The 19,316-nt window shown below is 45.6% G+C and carries 15 protein-coding genes; 8 read left to right on the forward strand and 7 right to left on the reverse strand.

Annotated features, from left to right (window positions below; genetic code table 11):
* The first annotated feature begins 139 nt into the window (after nt 1-139).
* Both OQJ75_RS19375 and OQJ75_RS19380 read left to right on the forward strand, forming a co-directional pair.
* Nucleotides 140-547, forward strand: coding sequence for a hypothetical protein (locus tag OQJ75_RS19375; protein WP_239848950.1), 408 nt, complete (start codon nt 140-142; stop codon nt 545-547).
* A gap of 490 nt (nt 548-1,037) precedes the next feature.
* Nucleotides 1,038-2,411: a carbohydrate porin gene (locus OQJ75_RS19380; protein WP_265974544.1), complete on the forward strand. Its 1,374-nt coding sequence runs from the start codon at nt 1,038-1,040 to the stop codon at nt 2,409-2,411.
* Between the two features lie 135 nt (nt 2,412-2,546).
* Here the strand turns inward: OQJ75_RS19380 and OQJ75_RS19385 are convergent, their stop codons facing one another.
* Nucleotides 2,547-3,533 (reverse strand): LacI family DNA-binding transcriptional regulator, encoded by a 987-nt coding sequence (locus OQJ75_RS19385; RefSeq protein WP_265974545.1) that lies wholly within the window; start codon nt 3,531-3,533, stop codon nt 2,547-2,549.
* 234 nt (nt 3,534-3,767) lie between these two features.
* On the opposite strand from OQJ75_RS19385, the gene OQJ75_RS19390 reads away from it, so the two are divergent.
* The 3 genes from OQJ75_RS19390 to OQJ75_RS19400 all read left to right on the forward strand — a co-directional run bounded on the left by OQJ75_RS19390 (nt 3,768) and on the right by OQJ75_RS19400 (nt 7,824).
* Complete coding sequence (locus tag OQJ75_RS19390) at nt 3,768-5,207, forward strand: sucrose-specific PTS transporter subunit IIBC (protein ID WP_102489883.1); 1,440 nt, start codon at nt 3,768-3,770, stop codon at nt 5,205-5,207.
* A gap of 179 nt (nt 5,208-5,386) precedes the next feature.
* Nucleotides 5,387-6,382 (forward strand): aminoimidazole riboside kinase, encoded by a 996-nt coding sequence (locus tag OQJ75_RS19395; protein ID WP_265974546.1) that lies wholly within the window; start codon nt 5,387-5,389, stop codon nt 6,380-6,382.
* Nucleotides 6,379-7,824, forward strand: coding sequence for a sucrose-6-phosphate hydrolase (locus tag OQJ75_RS19400; RefSeq protein ID WP_265974547.1), 1,446 nt, complete (start codon nt 6,379-6,381; stop codon nt 7,822-7,824). Before OQJ75_RS19395 ends, OQJ75_RS19400 begins: the two co-directional genes overlap by 4 nt.
* A gap of 134 nt (nt 7,825-7,958) precedes the next feature.
* Here the strand turns inward: OQJ75_RS19400 and OQJ75_RS19405 are convergent, their stop codons facing one another.
* Nucleotides 7,959-9,401, reverse strand: a complete 1,443-nt coding sequence (locus tag OQJ75_RS19405; RefSeq protein WP_265974548.1) for an N-acylglucosamine 2-epimerase — start codon at nt 9,399-9,401, stop codon at nt 7,959-7,961.
* A gap of 141 nt (nt 9,402-9,542) precedes the next feature.
* Nucleotides 9,543-10,190, reverse strand: coding sequence for a glutathione S-transferase family protein (locus tag OQJ75_RS19410; protein ID WP_265974549.1), 648 nt, complete (start codon nt 10,188-10,190; stop codon nt 9,543-9,545).
* Between the two features lie 98 nt (nt 10,191-10,288).
* Between OQJ75_RS19410 and OQJ75_RS19415 the strand changes: the two genes are divergently transcribed.
* Nucleotides 10,289-11,140, forward strand: coding sequence for a LysR family transcriptional regulator (locus tag OQJ75_RS19415; RefSeq protein ID WP_265974550.1), 852 nt, complete (start codon nt 10,289-10,291; stop codon nt 11,138-11,140).
* Here OQJ75_RS19415 and OQJ75_RS19420 read toward each other — a convergent pair.
* Both OQJ75_RS19420 and OQJ75_RS19425 read right to left on the reverse strand, forming a co-directional pair.
* On the reverse strand, nt 11,109-12,611 hold the full coding sequence (locus tag OQJ75_RS19420) for a cryptochrome/deoxyribodipyrimidine photo-lyase family protein (protein ID WP_265974551.1): 1,503 nt from the start codon (nt 12,609-12,611) through the stop codon (nt 11,109-11,111). The two genes, OQJ75_RS19415 and OQJ75_RS19420, sit on opposite strands and share 32 nt — an antisense overlap.
* A 109-nt stretch (nt 12,612-12,720) precedes the next feature.
* Complete coding sequence (locus OQJ75_RS19425; RefSeq protein WP_265974552.1) at nt 12,721-14,514, reverse strand: sigma-54-dependent Fis family transcriptional regulator; 1,794 nt, start codon at nt 14,512-14,514, stop codon at nt 12,721-12,723.
* A gap of 327 nt (nt 14,515-14,841) precedes the next feature.
* On the opposite strand from OQJ75_RS19425, the gene OQJ75_RS19430 reads away from it, so the two are divergent.
* On the forward strand, nt 14,842-16,362 hold the full coding sequence (locus OQJ75_RS19430) for an aldehyde dehydrogenase family protein (RefSeq protein ID WP_265974553.1): 1,521 nt from the start codon (nt 14,842-14,844) through the stop codon (nt 16,360-16,362).
* A gap of 143 nt (nt 16,363-16,505) precedes the next feature.
* Here OQJ75_RS19430 and OQJ75_RS19435 read toward each other — a convergent pair whose 3' ends face one another.
* Nucleotides 16,506-17,243 (reverse strand): NUDIX domain-containing protein, encoded by a 738-nt coding sequence (locus tag OQJ75_RS19435; RefSeq protein WP_265974554.1) that lies wholly within the window; start codon nt 17,241-17,243, stop codon nt 16,506-16,508.
* Nucleotides 17,244-17,431: 188 nt separating this feature from the next.
* The gene (locus OQJ75_RS19440; RefSeq protein WP_057622999.1) at nt 17,432-17,833 is read right to left on the reverse strand and encodes a hypothetical protein; all 402 of its coding nucleotides are present in this window, start codon (nt 17,831-17,833) and stop codon (nt 17,432-17,434) included.
* A gap of 307 nt (nt 17,834-18,140) precedes the next feature.
* On the opposite strand from OQJ75_RS19440, the gene OQJ75_RS19445 reads away from it, so the two are divergent.
* Nucleotides 18,141-19,223, forward strand: coding sequence for a pyridoxal phosphate-dependent aminotransferase (locus OQJ75_RS19445; protein ID WP_265974555.1), 1,083 nt, complete (start codon nt 18,141-18,143; stop codon nt 19,221-19,223).
* The last annotated feature ends 93 nt before the right edge of the window (nt 19,224-19,316 follow it).

A 19,316-nucleotide genomic window follows, 5' to 3' on the forward strand; every position in this document is an offset into this window, starting at 1 on the left:
TAATGTTTGATAACTGATGTTTGATAGTCATAGCCACAAGCTTCCGACCAAAAAGGTGCGAACTCATTCAATTTACTATTGCAGCGGTTTGCTATTGAGCGATACCATATACGGCTATTTCTTTGGTAAAGATTCGAATATGTCAGATGAAGAACTCGCACTAGAGTGGATGCGCCAACAAGCTCATAAAGTTGATCCCTACGTTATAGATCCATCTTTTGATGAATGCGTTGAGTTGCTTGAACCTGCTTTTAAGAAGGGCAAGAGTGTCGCGCAACTAAAATATCTGTTATCAGAAGCGGATCGTAGAGCTGGGGCGGCAGAGCGTAAACATGCAGCCTTAAAGTATGCCAAAGAGAAAAGCCCAAATGCAGGTCAGATCCTGCGTCTGCAAAGCAAGCTTCAACAAGTTCAGCTGGCACTAAAATTAGCGACCGGCGACAACAATATGACCATATCCCAGTTCTGTGCGGAGTACGATGTTTCCAAGCGAGACGGTAATACGGCATGGAATGAGAAGTTAGTTGAACAGGGTAAAAGAAAGTAGCGGCATCAACGAATTTATGCCTTTTCAACCACGGCCAGAAAAGCTAACCTGACTTCGAAAACATTCCCACTGTTGGTGAGAATGCTCTGCATTTAAAAAGCCTGAAACTTCATCTCAGGCTTTGCCTCTGTTTTTCCTAATTGATGCTCACTTAATGGTTACCTTCGCTTCAATGGAAGACTTTAATACGCTTAAGCTCAATCATAGGCTCGTTTTTATTCGTTGAGCAATGTGCGCGATACACTATTTTTCGCCCATTAATCAATTTCACTTGTGACAAAGTTATCATAATTATGCACTTTCGGTAACGTTCCCGAAAGTATCGATCTATCATCCACCCAGATACAAAAGTGAAGTAATCAACACGACTGATTTCTATTTCTTCTTCGATATAGAGCTTGTACATCAAAAGTATAAGCCGAAATGCGCTTACGAATTATTTTGGGAACGTTTGCAAACAATCCAAAACAATTAACGTGAGAACATTAGAATGAAACTACACACTTTAGCGGTTGCTGTAACAATGGGGCTAATGACTACATCGGTATTAGCAAGTGAAGACGTTGCAGCATTAGAGCAACGTATTAATGAATTAGAACAAAGAGTTGCACAAACGGAGCAGGTTTCTACCGAAGCCAATGAAAAGGCTTCTTCGTTTGAGTTTCACGGCTATGCACGCTCTGGGTTATTGATCAACGACGACCTAAACGGCGCGACAGGTACTGGTCCTTACATGACAGCGGCGGGTGCGATTGGTGCGCCTATTGGACGACTTGGTGTGGAAGATGATCATTACGTTGAAGCGAACTTGATTCATAAGCGTTTTGCGGATGATGGCTCTAGTGCCTTGTTTCGTATCATGTTAGCCGACAGTACTGAAACAAATAACGAATGGACAGCCAGTGAAAGCCAGTTGAATGTACGACAAGTGTATTCCGAACTGAACCGTCTGAGCATGTTCTCTGAATCTGAAGCGTTTTCTGAAGCAACGTTTTGGGCGGGTAAACGATTCGATCGCGACAACTTTGATATTCACTTTTTCGATTCGGATATTGTCTTCTTATCAGGTACTGGTGCGGGCGTTTACGATATTCAGATGAGCGATAACTGGAAAGCGAATTTCTCAATTTATGGCCGAGATTTTGGCGAAATTGATAGCTCATCAACAGATGTAGAAAACTACATTGCAACCATGAATAACCGCATTGGCCAATGGCAAGTGATGTTGAGTGGCATGACCTCAGCAGACAACGATAGCCGCTTAAATGGCGCAGCTGAAAGCGGTGTACACGCAATGTTTGCGTACCATGGAGACAACTTCTTTGGCCTGAGCGAAGGCTTCTCTAAAACGGGCATGTTAATGGGTAGCGGCTTAGGTGCTGAGCTAAAAGGCATAGGTTCAAATGGTGATCTACTGGATGACGCGAAAGCCGTTCGCCTGTTTAGCTACGGTGTTACTCGCATTGGCGACAACTGGCGCTTAGCGCCTGCATTAATGGCAGAGCATAGCCAAGACCGTTTGAAGAAGAATGACGAGTTCACATGGGCTTCTTTAAACGTTCGATTAGCTCAAGAGTTCACAGAAAACTTTGAGATGGTTTACGAAGGTTCATTGCAGTACATGGATTTAGACAACTCGACAGAGCAAGCAAGCGGCGGTTTCTACAAAGCGACAGTTGCACCAACACTGAAGCTTTCAACTAGCACTGGTTTCTTTGACCGACCAGAACTGCGTTTCGCTGTGAGCTATGTGGATTGGAGTGAAGACCTGAATGGTTACTCGATCAGCACTGAAGCAGATGCTGCAACGATGGGAGAGGGCGGCGAGGTTCTGTTTGCACTGCAGATGGAAACTTGGTTCTAATTGCCTGATATATCGTTTAGATAGAGAGTGTTACTCATGATGTGATAGTCGCATCATCAAATGCCAACCTTATCGTTTCAACTCGAAGGTTGGCATTTTTTCATCTTGGGATAACTTGATCTCTGAAATAAATCGCTAGCAAGACTCTCGGTCAATAGTGGTGAAGGTCAACACCATCTTACTCATTTCAAAGCCTTTTTTCTCAATACGGTCGAGCAGCAGCTTGGCTCCATTTTCTCCGGCTTTATCAAATGCATAGTTAAACGTAGACAGCGTTGGTGTGCATACTGAAGCAAGTTCATCGTCACCCACGCCGAGTACCAAGACATCCTTTCCTGGAGCGAGGCCAGCTTCCTGAATGGCTCTGATCGCACCGATTGCGATACGGTCAGTTGCGCAGAACAGGCCATCGAGCTTGGTGTGCTCTTTTAGAGACTGTTTAGCCAGTTGGTAACCTGACTCTATGGTGAAGTCGCCACGGGCGTGAAATTGCAGTGTGAGGTCGTTAAATTGAAGCGATTGAGCGAAGCCTTCCGATCTCATCTTATCAACCGCAATATCATCGCCTTGCACGCCGATGAATCCCATATGCTTACAACCTTTCGCTATGAAGCGATTACCCGCTTCAAACCCTACGCGAGTGTCGTCGTGCACAATGCTTGGGATGTTAAACATTGACCCATCTTGACCAACCAATATTACCGGCACAGCAGAGCTTTGAATCGCTTTGACTAGTTTGTTGTCGAGGTGGGTCGCGTACAGGATGATACCTTCAACGCGTTTTTGGTTAAATATCTGAATATATTCAAGTTCTTTATGGTGTGTTTGATGTGTGCTCGCTAATAAAACATGCATGCCCGCTTGCTCTAAGATGGCGGTTAAACCATCGACACCTTGAGAGGTGGCATGGGAAGAAACCCTAGGAACAATCACGCCAACCAGGTTGGTTTTTTGAGACTTTAAGTCTTTAGCGACTTGGTTTGGGAGATAGCCACACTCTTCAACCGCTTTACGCACCTTCACCTTGGTCGCGTCTTTTACGCCATACTCATCGTTGATTACTCTTGAGACCGTCGACTTGGAAACTCCAGCGAGACGAGCGACATCATGAAGACTAGCCATTATTCATTATCCATTTGTATTTTTAGTTTTGGGATTGTTTGCAAACAGAGCATCAAATTTTCCTGTTATTAGGAGATTTTAACCCTGTCTTCTTATCCTAGGGAGATAATTTGAAGATCATTCTCACAGTATTGAGCAGTTATCTTTGATCATTTGTTATTTCTAGGCAAAAATTTGTTTTGCAAACGTTCCCGAAAATTCAAAAGCTCAAATGATAATCCAATGGGGTATGTAATGAATTATCCAAAAATAGCAAAAGAGCTGCTTTCTCTATTAGGTGGTAAAAGTAATATCACCGCACTTGCACACTGTGCGACTCGTCTGCGTCTTGCAGTCGCAGACCAAGATAAAATTGATGAACAGGCGATTGATAACCTAGAAGGGGTTAAGGGCCAGTTTAAAGTAGCAGGTCAATATCAGATCATCTTTGGCTCAGGTATCGTAAACCAAGTTTATGCTGAGTTGGCTAAGCTGACTGAAATGACGGAAATGTCGACCAACGATGTGGCGTCTGCAGGTGCTGATAACCAAAATATCCTGCAACGTGCGGTGAAAGGTCTGTCTGATATCTTTGTACCGATCATTCCGGCGATTGTTGCTGGTGGTCTTTTGATGGGTATCTACAACCTATTGACGGCTCAAGGCTTGTTCATTGATGGCAAATCTTTAATCGACGCTAATCCGGGTTTGACCGACTTAGCAAACATGATCAATACATTTGCTAATGCTCCTTTTGTGTATTTACCTATTTTATTAGCATTTTCAGCGAGTAAGAAGTTTGGTGGTAACCCATACCTTGGCGCGGCTTTAGGTATGTTGATGGTTCACCCAGACTTGCTTAACGGCTGGGGCTTCGGTGGCGCATCGGTTTCGGGCAGCATTCCAGTTTGGAACATTTTAGGTTTCGAAATCGAGAAAGTGGGCTATCAAGGTTCAGTACTGCCCGTTCTTGTTTCTGCGTTTATTCTAGCGAAAGTGGAACTTGGCCTACGTAAAGTTATTCCTTCGGTTCTGGATAACTTGCTAACGCCGCTACTGGCTATTTTCGTGACTGGCTTACTGACATTTACGGTTGTGGGTCCATTTACACGTGATATCGGCTTCCTACTAGGTGACGGTCTTAACTGGCTATACAACAGCGCTGGCTTCATTGGCGGTGCGGTGTTTGGTTTGATTTATGCGCCGTTCGTTATTACTGGTATGCACCATAGCTTTATTGCTATTGAAACTCAGCTGCTTGCGGATATCGCAACGACTGGCGGTACGTTCATCTTCCCTATCGCGGCAATGTCTAACGTGTCTCAAGGTGCAGCGGCACTGGCGGTTGGTTTCATGAGTAAAGATAAGAAAATGAAAGGTATCGCGATTCCTTCTGGTGTGACCGGTTTGCTTGGTATTACTGAACCTGCAATGTTTGGTGTGAACTTGAAGCTTCGCTACCCGTTCATTGCTGCGGTTTGTGCTGCTGCGGTTTCAAGCGCATTTATCACGATGTTCAATGTGAAAGCACAAGCACTGGGTGCCGCGGGTATTCCTGGCATCATCTCAATATCGCCAGAAAAAATTGGCTACTACGTGGTAGGTATGATTATCGCGTTCGTGACTGCCTTTGCACTGACCGTTGTTTTAGGTTTGCGTGAGAGCAGCAAGCAAAACATTAAAGCAACAGCGTAACGTTTCTCCCTAGAAGTGAAGCCCCCCTTTTCACTTCATTTCTTAAGCTTTGGGGTGCTAGCTAGGTGATTTGGCTTAGCTAGCCTTTTTAAATTTTTACATGACAGCGTGAAGTGTCACCTTGCTTTTGGTTGCTACTGCTTTCGGTTGTCATGATTTTCAGTTTTAAGGTAAGAAAGATGAATCAAGTTTGGGTAACTGGAGACGCCGTCGTCGACCTCATTCCGGAGACTGATGCGACATTATTGAAATGTCCGGGTGGTGCGCCTGCCAATGTCGCGGTAGCGATTTCTCGCCTTTTAGGCAAAAGCGCATTTTTCGGCCGAGTGGGTAACGACCCGTTTGGCACTTTTATGGAAGTGACTCTGCAAAAGGAAGGTGTGAATACCGAGCGTTTGGTGAAGGACCCTGAACAACGCACATCAACCGTGGTGGTTGATCTTGATGACCAAGGCGAGCGCAGTTTTACGTTTATGGTTAAGCCAAGTGCCGACCAGTTTATGTCTGTTGAAGACATTCCCGAATTTAAGAAAAACGAGTGGCTACACGTCTGCTCAATCTCTTTGGCTAATGAACCAAGCCGAAGCAGCACCTTTGAAGCGATCCGACGCATGAAAGCCGCGGGCGGTTACATCAGCTTCGATCCAAACCTTCGTGATGAAGTGTGGCAAAACCCATCTGAAATTAAGTCTGTGGTCATGAAGGCGGTCGAGCTGGCTGATGTGGTTAAATTCTCAGAAGAAGAACTGGATTTCTTAACCGATTCAACGTCGATGGAACAAGGTTTGGCTAACATTGCAGATCTTAACAACACGCTTGTTCTGGTTACACAGGGCGCGAAAGGCGTTTGGCGAGTATTTGAAAACCAAGGTGTATTGATTTCAGGTCGCTCAGTGACGCCAGTGGATACTACAGGCGCTGGCGATGCTTTTGTTGGCGGTTTACTTGCAAAGCTTTCTCAACATGAAGAGTGGAATAATCAACAAGTCGTTGATTCTGCAATCCTGTGGGCGAATGGGTGTGGTGCATTAGCAATCACGCAAAAAGGTGCGATGACGGCACTTCCAACGCAAAACGCTCTTGCTCAGTTTATTACTCCTGATCAAATTGTCATCTCGGCTCAGTCTAATAAACAAGGCATCTCAAGTGCGACAAACACTGAGGAGAATGTATGAGTTTGAATTCGAACTGGACAGTAGAGCAAAGGTACTGTCGCGTAGAGCAGATTTCTCAAGACAGTATGGATGCGATGGTAAAACAGCGTAAGCAAGATTCTGGATACCCTGGTTACCATATTGCTCCCAAATTTGGCTTGCTGAATGACCCGAATGGTTTGTGTTATTTCAACGGCGAGCATCATATTTTTTACCAATGGACGCCGGTTGGCCCTGTTCATGGCATGAAGTATTGGTATCACTTGTCGACAAAAGATTTTGTTCACTTCGAAGACCATGGCATTGGACTGCATCCAGACCAAGACTACGATTCTCATGGGGTTTATTCTGGTGGAGCTCTCGTTGAAAACGACGAAGCTATTTTATTCTTCACGGGAAATCATCGTGATGAGAACTGGGAAAGGTCCTCAACTCAGTGTTTTGCAAAGATGTCTGTCAAAGGGCAAATAGAAAAGCATGGTGTGGTTATCGAAAATGAACACTACACAGAACATTTCCGCGACCCAAAAGTGTGGAAGGACGGTGACGATTACTTGATGGTTGTTGGGGCTCAGACCCAAGAAAAACGTGGTTCAATGGCGCTGTACAGAAGTCGTGACCTCATGAACTGGCAGCATAAAGGTTCTATTCAAACTCGTTACAACAATCTTGGCTATATGTGGGAATGCCCTGACTTTTTCGAGATAGATAACCAGTCAGTGATGTTGTTTTCTCCACAAGGTGTCTCTAGCGATAATCCGTACGATTTTAAAAACATTTACTCAGTGGCTTACATTGTTGGTGATTGTTTGAATTTAGATTCGATGGAATTTGAAAACCATCAAGATATCGCGCAGCCTGATTACGGATTTGATTTTTACGCTCCTCAGACTTACTTAGACGATTCAGGTCGTCGGATCTTGATTGCTTGGGTAGGCCTTCCTGATATCGACGCTCCATCTGTAGTGCACCAATGGGCGGGTATGTTGTCATTACCACGCGAGCTTCACATCCAAGATGGCTATCTGGTGCAGTCGGCTTTACCTGAATTGAAAGCGCTGCAAGGCGAAGCTGTCGTGGTTGAGAGCGTTCTTGAACTGGATACAACCAGCTTCATGGTTGAGCTCGAAACAGGTACGGACGAATTTGAGTTTACTCTTGCCAACATCACGGGCGAGAATATCGTGTTCAGTGCCACAGAGACGGAATTCATGCTTGATCGCAGCAAGATGTCTCAACTCTACGCGGAAGAGTTTGGCTCTGTGAGAAAAGCACCGAGGTTGAGCACCAAGCAAATCATCGAAGTTTATGTTGATAAGTCAGTGATCGAGATCTTTATCAATGGCGGTAAACATACAATGACCAGTCGTTTCTTCATCGATGATTTGAGTTCATTGTCGATGACCGGTGATGTAAAAACCGTTTACCGCTCGATGAGCCCAATTAAAGGGTTGGACGACTAAGCTCCGTTTATCTCCATCAAAATAGCCGCTGATCAACAGCGGCTTTTGTTTGGTCTGCGACATCACTATTGTGCTAACTCTCTGACTTTGCCCATTCCTCGCACATAAAGTTCATTTAGATCGAGCAATCAACGCTAAGGTCGAATGTTATTAAAGCTGACCTTCTGCGTACCATCTCCAGTGTTCTCTAACTCCACTACATCACCTTGATAGTAATACGGCTCCATTGGCATCTCGCTATTGGTTGGCCTTGCGTAGTGAAGTACAGCGGGTTTACCTTCCTCTTGTCGAGCATATAAATAGCCAATCAAAGCGTGTTCAAATTGATGGTAACCATTGCCCCAATGAAAAGCCTTTGTGCGTTTAGGTTCAAGCCCTACGCCGCCATATTTGTGGTCGACCCATACATCATGAAACGTCGGTAGCGTGTATTGCAGGATTTCTTTCATCGAACCATCGACAAGCGATACCGTCATCGCAGCTTGGTCGAGCTCTGCCCATTCCCATGATGACGCCCAATTTGTGTTTGGTCTGCTTTGCCAGCCTGTAATCTCTTGTCCTTGCCAAGCTTGCTGAAGTTCATCGCCAAAGTATTGAGATACGCTCACAAACTCTTTTTGATATTGAGCTTGGGCTAAGGTGTGCTTCATCCCTTTGATGCCAAACTCTTTCCATTCAGAGTTATCCAGTGTTTGTCCAGTAAGGTAAGTCATCCAATATGCTTTGATAGTGTGTCCAAAATCGTTGTGATTGGCATTCGGCATCTTGGCTGCTTTGCTGTGAATGGCACCGTAGAAGCGTTGTTCATCTTCAGAGTGGTAGTGCTCGACCATGGTTTGCGTGAGCCAATTCAGGTCATCAAGCCATTGTGTCTTGGTGGGCTCTTTTAGCAGGGGAGCGACTAACAGCATGTAACCGTTAATCTGATCAAGTTGCGCGACCAATTCACGCTGTGTGGCTTTGCCATCTTCACCGTCAGCAAGTACCCAAGCAAGACCGCTGTTGTCGTTAAGTCGATATTTATCAAAGATAAACGTTTGTTGGGCAATGAGCGCTTCCTCTACCTGTTTGTCTTGGGTCAGGTAGTAGTACATCGCTAGGCCAACTAACGCATACGCTTGATCTTGAGCCGTTCGCTGTTGCCACTCAAGTCCCGCTTTGCCGTCTTTGGTGAAGCTTATAAAACCGCCATTTTGCTGATCTTCTAAGTGTTCAATGAGGTAGTAAGCCCCTTGTTTAGCGAGCGCTAATGCTTGTTTGTCTCCGGTCAGATGGTAGAACACGCCATAGGCATAGGTTTGACGTGATTTCATCCGTGTGAACTCTTTGCCAAAGTGCGGCGTGATCCATCCTTTGTCTAACTCAGGACAAACGTTGGCCACATCAAGCAATGTTCCATCATCACAGCGGAAAGTGGGGAAGTTGCCTATCAGTTCTCCCTGAGCACTCGGCATTAGCCAATAAGGTGCAAGCCCTTCTGAAGCATGATTGATCCAGTCTTCGCCAGAGGGAAGGGTGAGATTGGCAGATACAGCGAAACTGGTAACGCTGAGTAATGCGATAGAGGTTCGTAACATGATGTTTATCTTAACGAATTGGATTTTGTTGAATATAAACAATCAGGTCTGCACATTGTGGTTCGGTGATCACAATCGACTACATTATTGTGGTTTATAGGAAGGCTCACAGAGTAGTGAGCCTTGAAAGGGAGCGGTGTTTTACACAGGTTCGCCCGCTTCGTCTTCTTCAACCACATCAGTTTCTAAACTCGCCTCGGCCAACCATTTCTTTATCGGCGGACTATTCAACACACGTTGTTGATACTGTTGGGCTTTTTCTGAAAGCTGGATGCCATAGGTTTCTACGCGTAGCGCCACAGGTGCAAACATGGCATCGGCGATCGACCATTTACCGAACAACCATCCCTCTGGGTATTGTTCCATTTGTGCAGACCATATAGCGTCGATGCGAGCGATGTCTTTCAATGCGCCATCACTGAGCGTGAGCTTTCTTTTGGCTCGGCAGTTCATTGGTAACTCATTTCTGATGTTAAAAAATCCAGAGTGCATTTCTGCCGAAATTGCACGGGCGAGGGCGCGTTCAGCAATGGAAGTTGGCCATGCCGCACCATTCAAATAGGCATCGTTAACGTATTCGAGAATCGCCAATGAATCCCACACCGCAACATCACCATCGACTAGGGTTGGGACTTTGGCTGTCGGTGTCACTTTCGCTAACGTGTCGTAAAAATCTGAGGTGAACAGCTTGAGTTTAATAATGTCTGCATCGAGGTTGTAATGGTCGAATATGAGCCATGCACGAAGTGACCAAGTTGAGTAGTTCTGGTTTGCGATATAAAGCTGCATAAGTGCTTCCTTGCGTTTAGTGGGTATGCATTTGAGCTTAGGGGATTGTATTGCGGCGCACTAACGGATAATTTTGATGACAGACATTAATAAAAACGATGGGTGGTGATTTCAATATGGATATTGATGCTTTGCGAGGCTTTCTCGCGTTCGTGGAAACAAGCAGTTTCACGCGTGCCGCAAAACAAATTAATCGTACCCAGTCGGCATTCAGTGCGCAGATGCGTAAATTAGAAGAAGAGCTTAACGTGACCCTTTTTCAAAAAGAGGGGCGTAATTTAGCGCTTACTGAAGCGGGCTTAGCACTGCGTTCTCATGCGGAGCAGCTAGTCGCACTCCACAATACGGCATTAAAACAAGTGAAGCGTTATGAGGATAAACAGCCCTTGAGGTTAGGTTGCCCTGAAGACTATAACGACACCATTCTGCCGAAAGTCATTCGTGTGTTGCAGAAAGCAGAACCTACCTGTTCCATTCAAGTATTCAGCTTACCAAGCATTACGCTCAGAGAGTGGTTGGATGATGGCCGATTAGATGCCGCGATTGTGACCAGAGCACCTGACAGTGAAGAGGGTTATTGGCTGACCCATGATGTCGGAGTGTGGATAAGCAGTTCTGATTATGTCTTGGATGACTCCAAGCCTGTTCCATTAGCTCTATTTCAGACTGACTGTAAATACCACGCTGCGGCGGTAAATGGTTTAACTAAGCAGGGGATACCCTATCAATTATTAGCCTGTAGTAACACGGCTTCAGCTCAGCGCGCTATCGTAAAAGCAGGGTTGGCGATTGGAGCTATGGGTAAGCTCAGCGTCACTCCGGATCTGAAAATTCTTGATGATATGCCACCATTGCCTTCGGTCGATATTGTGTTGATCCTAGCGAGCAAGCACCACCCAGTATTGGATAAAGAGGTGCTTAATCAACTTGTGGAGTTGGACTCTGATTAGGATTCTTTTTCGACGGCCTGACATGGCGAGCCAAAATACGGCTTCGCTCTTGTTTTACCTCGGTCAGTTTTCGCCATGACCATAAACGCACCCGCGCTTCTTTTGCGCTAGTGTCGAGATTGACGACCGGATTAAGGTAAGGGGAATCTGGTTCAAGCTCGTACATCATGACTTCCATAGGCGTCATCTTCCAAGGCTCAAACAGAAGTGGGGTAGGTATGCCTGAAAGCTCTGGTACCCATTTACGGATGAAGTCTCCATCCGAGTCGTGCTCTTGTGCTTGCTTGGTTGGGTTGTAAATCCGGATGGTGTTGATGCCGGTTACTCCAGCTTGCATTTGAAACTGTGGGTAATGAATGCCGGGTTCAAAATCTAGGAACAGCTGCGCTAAATGAGTGACACCATCACGCCAGTCCATATTCATATGATGAGTGAGAAAGCTCACCAACATAGAGCGCATGCGAAAATTGATATAACCCGTGTGATGTAGGCAGCGCATACAGGCATCGACCAATGGCACGCCCGTTAATCCCACCTTCCATGCCTTCAAACATGCTGGATCTTTCACCGTTCCCTTCTGTAATAGTGCTTCGTAAGCGTAATTGATGCAGCGAAATTCCATCGCGCATTCCGATTCAAACTTCTGCATAAAATGACAGTGCCAATGAAGCCTTGAGGAAAGAGCAATCAAGCTGCGACGAAATCCCGCGACTTGCCAGTGCCCCAATAGGTGTTGATAAACCTCACGCAGCGATATGTTGCCCCAAGCTAAATATGGAGATAGACGTGTACAGGCATATCGCGAGGCTTCTGGGCTTGAGATGCTGCGGTAGTAATCTCGACCACGGCGATCAAAGAAGTCGTGTAATGTTGTCCATGCCAGTGCACTTCCACCCGTTTGTATGCCGTTAACTTTGGTTAACCATGCTTGTGGAGGTTCCATAGCGAGTTCAAGTTCTTCAGCATCAAGGGTATGCAGTGATTCTGTCGTTAACTGACTTTCTTCTATGGGAGCACGCATCACACTGTTCCAATGCTTGTCCCAACCGATTCTGTCTTTCGACCCTCTAACCACAGCGCCCTGTGCGAACTCTTGCCAATGGATGTTGTGCTCTTGAAACCAGTTAGATATTTGCTTGTCACGCTCAAAGGTGCAATTTAAACCTATCTCTTGATGGGAGAATACACTTTGGATGTGGTAACGAGTTTGGATCGTTTCGAAGCAGTCTATAGCACTGCCATGAAGTATTGAAATCTGATGTCCATGCTTTTTTAATGACTGGTTCATGCATTGCAGCGACTGCCAAACAAATCGCCAATGTCGCTCAGAATAGTGAGCATTGTTTAACAGCATGGGTTCGAAAATGTAGAGCAATATCGTTGGGTGTTGATCTGATAAAGCGTGTTGTAAAGGTGCGTGGTCGGTGAGTCTTAAATCGCGCTTTAGCCACACTATGTTGATTGTTTGCATTTGAGCCCTCATTCGTTTTGAAGCATTACGAGTCAGAGGGCAAAATGTCTCACTGGAAGTGAATTTATTTATTGATAACGAAAGGGCAGATTAGGATCTTCCATGGTGATTATTGGAGGATGCCCAAGCTTTTCAGTTTTCGATAAATGGTATTTCGGCTGATGCCAAGTATGCGTGAAGTCTTGCTGATGTTGCCTTGGTTGGCTTGATAGGTTTGCAGCAAGGTTTCTTCAACGGTACTTTTTAAATCAGCATTTGGCTTACCTTCTATGATACGAGAAGCTGTAATCTGATGATGTTGATTATCTTGCGCTAACGACGTGAGGTGTTGAGCAAGATGGCTAGGTACATGTTCGAGTGTGAGTAGCGGTTCATCACTCGCCAGCAGAGCGGCGACCTTAAGTAAATTGTCTAATTCACGTATGTTGCCCGGCCAAGAATAGGCGCACAGTAAGCTCATTAAGTGCGGGCAGATTGTTTGCTCATCTTCGGCGTATTTACGATGAATGTGCTCGATTAAGGCGTGTTTGTCTTGTCGGTGTTGCAAGCTTGGCAGAGTAAAGGCCAAGCCATTCAGGCGATAAAAGAGATCTTGTCGAAACTCTCCAGTTGCGACTAACTGTTCTAGGTTTTTATGCGTCGCGGCGATGATCTGACAATCGACTTGGTAGCTCTGATTTGAGCCAACAGGCACTACGGATTTGTCTTGCAGAACATGCAGCAATCGGCATTGAGCTTCCAAAGGCATGTCGGCTATCTCATCTAGAAATAAGATCCCTTTATCTGCCTGGCGGATCTTGCCTTGGAATCCTTTGTGGCTCGCGCCAGTAAAAGCCCCCGGCGCATAACCGAATAGTTCAGATTCAATAAGATCTTTAGGCAGCGCACCGCAATTCACCGCCACCAAGGGCGATGATTTACGTTGGCTCTGCTTGTGTAACGCCTTAACAAACTCGCCCTTGCCGACGCCTGTTTCTCCTAGGATTAATAGGCTAATTCCTTTGTCGATGACCTTATTGGCTTGCTGCCAAGCGTGTTCTATTTGTTGCTCGCCATGGTGTAAATCACACGATGCCGAAATAGAGCGCGTGCGCTTGGTAGTAGTTCGTTTGAGGTGCTGTTTTTCAAATACAAAGGGTGCATCTAATGAGGTTCGGTTGAATAGAGTGTCGATGCACTCACCGACGATCGAGGTTTGATCCAGCAGTTGAGAGGCGACCTGATTGTGCGCTACCACTTCTCCGGCTTCATTGGCTATCACAATCCCTTGCCAGCCACTGTGTAATAAGGACTTTTCACATGCAAGGTCGATTCGAGTAGTGCCTTGTGGGATATGACTTAATAGCTGATTTTCAATAAGCTGAACCATATTTTGAACCAGCAGTTGCACCGAACTGTCGTGTTGCTGCTGCTCGCTAGTGATGTCCAATACGCCAACCATTTGCCCTTGATGATCAAATACTGGGCTTGCTGAACAACTGATAAACCGATGCTGGTGGATGAAGTGCTGCTCGCCAATGATGGTCACGGGTTTGGCTTCCACAATCGCAGTGCCAATGGCGTTGGTGCCCTTGAGTTGTTCCTGCCAACACGCTCCAGAGCTTAGCGCAATCGAAGTCAGCTTTTCCTTAAACCGCTCTTGCCCCCAACTTGCCAGAATCACTCCTTCAATATCGGTCAGAATCAAACGACTGTCGGTGCGTGCAAACATCTGGTTAAACAGAGGCAGTGCATTGCTCTCGACGATTTGAATCAAGCTCGATGATTGTTGGCGTCGCTGCTTAAGAATCGACTGTGGCAGGCGAATATCTTCGGGTAGTCGCCTCTGTTTTAGCCCCGCTTCTGTGCTGCGGTGCCAAGAGGACGAAAGCCAATCTGAGGTGTTTGCTTGTTGAAGGTGCATGACTGTTCCATGTCGTAACAGTGAGGGTGTACCAAATTGGAACAGTTGAACACTGGAGTGGTTTCCATACGGCCGTTCAATGCCAACTCACTTTGGGTTGTAAATGTTTGGTAATCATAGTTTTACAATTTATTAACAACAAGTTTTGAGGTTGTGGCGTGTGATTTGCGTTGTTCTTGCTGTGAAGAAAACACGAAGTATCAGTGTTTTAAACAGAAAGAATAAACATGGGCGTCTTGTCATGAGTTCTTTTTTCAAGAGAAGTCGCCATAAAATTAAGACAGCTCTCGCTCAATAACGAACAACAAATCAAAGAAGGATCTAACTATGATTTACGCACAGCCGGGTAGTGACAACGCAGTAGTGAACTTTAAAGCCCAATACGACAATTTTATTGGTGGCGAGTGGGTGAAGCCTGTCAGCGGCGAGTATTTTGATAACACGTCCCCCGTGAATGGTCAGGTGTATTGCCAAGTCGCGCGCTCAACCGAGGCAGACATTAGCTTAGCGCTCGATGCGGCGCATACAGCTCGTGCAAGTTGGGCTGCGACGAGCGTTACTGAACGTTCGAACATCCTGCTTAAAATTGCCGACCGCATTGAAGCTAATCTAGAAGAAATTGCAGTCGCTGAGACGTGGGAAAACGGTAAGCCAGTGCGTGAAACCTTAGCGGCAGACATCCCGTTAGTTGTCGATCACTTCCGCTACTTTGCGGGTTGTATTCGTGCTCAAGAAGGCAGCGCAGCAGAGTTAGATTCAAACACCGCAAGCTACCACTTCCCTGAACCAATTGGTGTAGTAGGGCAGATCATTCCTTGGAACTTCCCGATTTTAATGGCGGCTTGGAAGCTGGCACCAGCACTGGCAGCAGGCTGTTGTGTGGTGATGAAGCCAGCCGAGCAAACACCGACATCGATCTTGGTGATGATGGAGAAGATCGCCGATCTTCTGCCTGCAGGCGTGGTCAACATCGTGAATGGTTTTGGTAGCGAAGCAGGCCAAGCGTTAGCAACCAGTGATCGTTTGGCTAAGTTGGCGTTTACTGGCTCAACTGAAGTTGGACATCATATTCTGAAATGTGCGGCTGAAAGCTTGATTCCATCAACGGTTGAACTGGGCGGTAAGTCTCCAAACATCTACTTCCCAGACATTTTTGATCATGAAGACGAGTACCTAGACAAGTGTGTCGAAGGTATGTTGCTGGCGTTCTTCAACCAAGGTGAAGTGTGTACCTGTCCATCACGTGTGTTGATCCACGAATCGGTGTACGACAAGTTCATCGCGAAAGTGGTCGAGCGCGCTCAAACCATCAAGCAAGGTAACCCGTTAGATACTGACACTCAGGTTGGCGCACAAGCCTCTCAAGAGCAGTTTGATAAGATTCTGAGCTACCTAGAGATTGGCCGCCAAGAAGGCGCGAAAGTGCTAACCGGTGGTGAAATCGCGCAGCAGCCAGATGATCTGGGTAATGGTTATTACATTCAACCAACCATGCTCGAAGGCAACAATAAGATGCGTGTCTTCCAAGAGGAGATCTTCGGGCCTGTTATTGCGGTCACCACCTTCAAAGATGAAGCGGAAGCGTTAGAGATTGCCAACGATACCGAATATGGCTTGGGTGCTGGCGTTTGGACGCGTGATGCAAACCTCGCGTATCGCATGGGTCGAAACATCGAAGCCGGCCGTATTTGGGTGAACTGTTACCACGCTTACCCAGCACACGCGGCGTTTGGTGGTTACAAGAAATCAGGCATCGGTCGTGAGACACATAAGATGATGCTCGATCACTACCAAAACACCAAGAACCTGCTGATCAGCTACGATACTAATCCGCTAGGTTTTTTCTAAACTAGGCTTTTCTAAAATAGACATGTTCTAAAGATAGCTTTCTGAATTAGAGAAAATTAACAACGCAGTCGGCTTAAGAAAAACAAAAAGTAAAAGTAAAACGCCCAATTCAGTGAGTTGGGCGTTTTTATGTTTGAAGTATTCTAGCTTTTCGAAAAGAAGATCTCGGGCTTGTGGGTTGGGCCGTAGTTGCCTTCGAGTTGAGTCAACTCCAGACCTTGTTTGCCAATCAAAGAACCAACCATTTGGCGGTTGAACGGGTAGTTTTCAACGTTGTTGATGAACTCTTCTACATCCACCCATTTTGCTTCTGCAATTTCATCGGTGTCTTGAATCGCAATCTCTTGAGTTTGGGCGATAAGGTGGCAAACAAAGTAGAGGTTCGATTTTCCGAACTGATATGGGTGGCGCGTTGCCATGCCAACTACAGACACGAACGTGGCTTCGATACCTGTCTCTTCTAATGTTTCTCGAACCACAGATTCTTCAATGCCTTCACCAAGTTCAATGTGGCCGCCAGGTAATTTGTAGCCTGTCATGCCATGCTCTTTGATCATCAGCACTTGGTTGTGCTCGTTGGTGATCAATGCGCCTGCGCCCAAGGTGTGGGTAGGGATGAAAGGCACAAACTCCACAATCTCGGATTTATGAATCAGCGTAATTTCGTTTTCTAAGCAGTTGTGAAACACAAAGCCAAGTTCGGTCGCTACCGGAATGAGGTGTGAAAGCGAAATAGGCAGACTAATCCAAATAATACCTTTGTTATTCTGCTTCGAAAATTGGGTGATCTCGCTAAGTTCGGCGTTGAATGAAGCAGCATCTTGAGGCGCTGTCTCTGGGTCAATGATGATGCCGTTAAATTTGTCGAGCGTAAATTCCACGGGTGATCCTTTTTTGTTTTTGATTTATTGGGAGTCGAGCATAGGTGGAGCTTATAACATCTGTAGAGCTTATGACACCTGCATGGTTTGTGAGATCTGCTTTGCTTGTAAAGCTGGGGGGATCGAAACAAAAACTGCGCTTGGAAGCCAAAGCGCAGTTTTAAAATAGGGTCTATTGGGGTTCGGCTCTAACGAATATAGTTTGCATTAATACTCACGTACCAGTGCTGAAGCTTGCCGTCCGATTTTTTGATCCACAAATCGTTGGTGTAGCTTTCGATCTTGCCGTTAACCGTTAGGCTGAATGTGTTCTCATCGAACTCACCAAGTTTTACGAACTGGTCTGTCGTAATCAGAAACGGATCCATGTCATCCACGCCAACCACATCTGAAATCACATAGTAGTGATAAGTGAGCGGCTTGCTCGCATCATTCGGATTGCTACGATACGCCACAAGCTTGAACGGTTCCGTTAATGGAACGTCGAGCGTTTGCTTGTCCATGGTCGCTGGAATCGGGATAAACAGCCAAGCGGTAAACAGACCGCTCAGTAAAACCATCAGGAAGAAAAGAGTCTTAATTGCTTTCATAGCAACCTTCAAAATATGGGGGATGTTAATGGGGCTATGGTAACTAGGGTGAGTAAAGATGCAAGCTCTGTTCTTACTCTATCTTATCTCCGCTTAACCTAGCGCAAAGAAAGCGGTTTGGTTAACTCGAAATGGAAACACGAGTGCTTAAGTATAGATTATGGCTCTAAGAAGATTCGTTATTTGAACCAATCGGTGGTTTTAACCAGTCTCTCGAAACTGTGTAAGTAACTGTCACGAAATGACCTATATAGAGAAAATTGAATGCGATAAGAATAACGCATGAATATTTTTTGAGCGTTTTCTTATGCATTTAAACCCAAGGTTAAGCGGTGACTACCATTCTTATGTCGATCATTCATTCCGCATCGATTGTTCACTCGGCTCTAATCCATTTGGCGCACCAGAAATCCCTGAACATGTGGTTAAAGAGATAATTCACGGTATTGATAAATACTACTGTCACAGGGAGCTTTCAGAGCTGACTTATTTAACTCGTCAGTTTATTGGGATTGAAGACTGTCGTATTACCTACACTACTGGCTCTCTCGGGGCGCTAGAACTTATCTTCAATAAACTTATCGATCACAGCAATCGCACCATGATAGGTATTGGTCCTCAGTTTGTTGAAGCAATATCAGAGTTCAATTTGGTTGGCGGAGAATACCAGTCCATCAACATGTTTGATTATCAAAACGAGTCTGATCTGTTTGGTGTGCTGGCCTCAAAAGTCAGCAGAGAAAGGCCAGCCTTGGTTTATATCGATAATCCCAACAATCCAACGGGTCGAATCTACGACAGAGCTCATCTGGTCGAGATAGCAAAAGTATGTGAGCGTTCTGGCTCTATTTTGATTGTCGACGAGGCCTATGGTGAGTACCTGAGTGCAGAACAGTCTATGCTCGATCAAACCTTGGTCTTGGATAACTTAATTGTTTTACGCACTTTTTCTAAAGGTTTAGGCCTAGCTGGGATTCGATTAGGTTACTTGGCTAGCAGTGAAAACCTAACTTCAGCGATAGAAGCCGCGGTGAGCGTGTTTACGCCCACTTATCCTTCGATAAAAATCGCATCGGCGACCCTACCCAATGCGAAACACTTCCTAGAAACCAACCGCAGCAAAACCGAGTATTTTAAACAGCAAATGATCGGCTTGTTGTCTGTACACAATATTGATGTGCTGAGTACATCAATATCAACGCCAATTATGTTGTTGAGGAAAAAGGGAGCCAACCTTTCGAAGCTATTTGAGAAGATTGGTATCAAGACATGTTCCGGTGTCGACTTTGCCATTACGTGTGATGCGATGACCGAAGAGTATGTTCGATTACGAATTGTTGGAAATGATGTGGATTTAGAGGAGTTAAAGCAGCGGATTCAGCAGCTATAAATCAATAGCTATAAATCAACAGTTATAAAATCCGTAGGCACAAAAATGTATGGTCCGCCCCGTTATTGCAACTACAATTGAGTAATAACGGAG

Source organism: Vibrio sp. 14G-20, assembly GCF_026241515.1.
Taxonomy (GTDB): domain Bacteria; phylum Pseudomonadota; class Gammaproteobacteria; order Enterobacterales; family Vibrionaceae; genus Vibrio.

Coding starts and splice junctions, on each gene's coding strand:
- OQJ75_RS19400 (WP_265974547.1), top strand. CDS start 6,379: ATGAGTTTGAATTCGAACTGGACAGTAGAGCAAAGGTACTGTCGCGTA.
- OQJ75_RS19390 (WP_102489883.1), top strand. CDS start 3,768: ATGAATTATCCAAAAATAGCAAAAGAGCTGCTTTCTCTATTAGGTGGT.
- OQJ75_RS19405 (WP_265974548.1), bottom strand. CDS start 9,401: ATGTTACGAACCTCTATCGCATTACTCAGCGTTACCAGTTTCGCTGTA.
- OQJ75_RS19415 (WP_265974550.1), top strand. CDS start 10,289: ATGGGTGGTGATTTCAATATGGATATTGATGCTTTGCGAGGCTTTCTC.
- OQJ75_RS19375 (WP_239848950.1), top strand. CDS start 140: ATGTCAGATGAAGAACTCGCACTAGAGTGGATGCGCCAACAAGCTCAT.
- OQJ75_RS19425 (WP_265974552.1), bottom strand. CDS start 14,514: ATGCACCTTCAACAAGCAAACACCTCAGATTGGCTTTCGTCCTCTTGG.
- OQJ75_RS19385 (WP_265974545.1), bottom strand. CDS start 3,533: ATGGCTAGTCTTCATGATGTCGCTCGTCTCGCTGGAGTTTCCAAGTCG.
- OQJ75_RS19445 (WP_265974555.1), top strand. CDS start 18,141: ATGCATTTAAACCCAAGGTTAAGCGGTGACTACCATTCTTATGTCGAT.
- OQJ75_RS19380 (WP_265974544.1), top strand. CDS start 1,038: ATGAAACTACACACTTTAGCGGTTGCTGTAACAATGGGGCTAATGACT.
- OQJ75_RS19420 (WP_265974551.1), bottom strand. CDS start 12,611: ATGCAAACAATCAACATAGTGTGGCTAAAGCGCGATTTAAGACTCACC.
- OQJ75_RS19395 (WP_265974546.1), top strand. CDS start 5,387: ATGAATCAAGTTTGGGTAACTGGAGACGCCGTCGTCGACCTCATTCCG.
- OQJ75_RS19410 (WP_265974549.1), bottom strand. CDS start 10,190: ATGCAGCTTTATATCGCAAACCAGAACTACTCAACTTGGTCACTTCGT.
- OQJ75_RS19430 (WP_265974553.1), top strand. CDS start 14,842: ATGATTTACGCACAGCCGGGTAGTGACAACGCAGTAGTGAACTTTAAA.
- OQJ75_RS19440 (WP_057622999.1), bottom strand. CDS start 17,833: ATGAAAGCAATTAAGACTCTTTTCTTCCTGATGGTTTTACTGAGCGGT.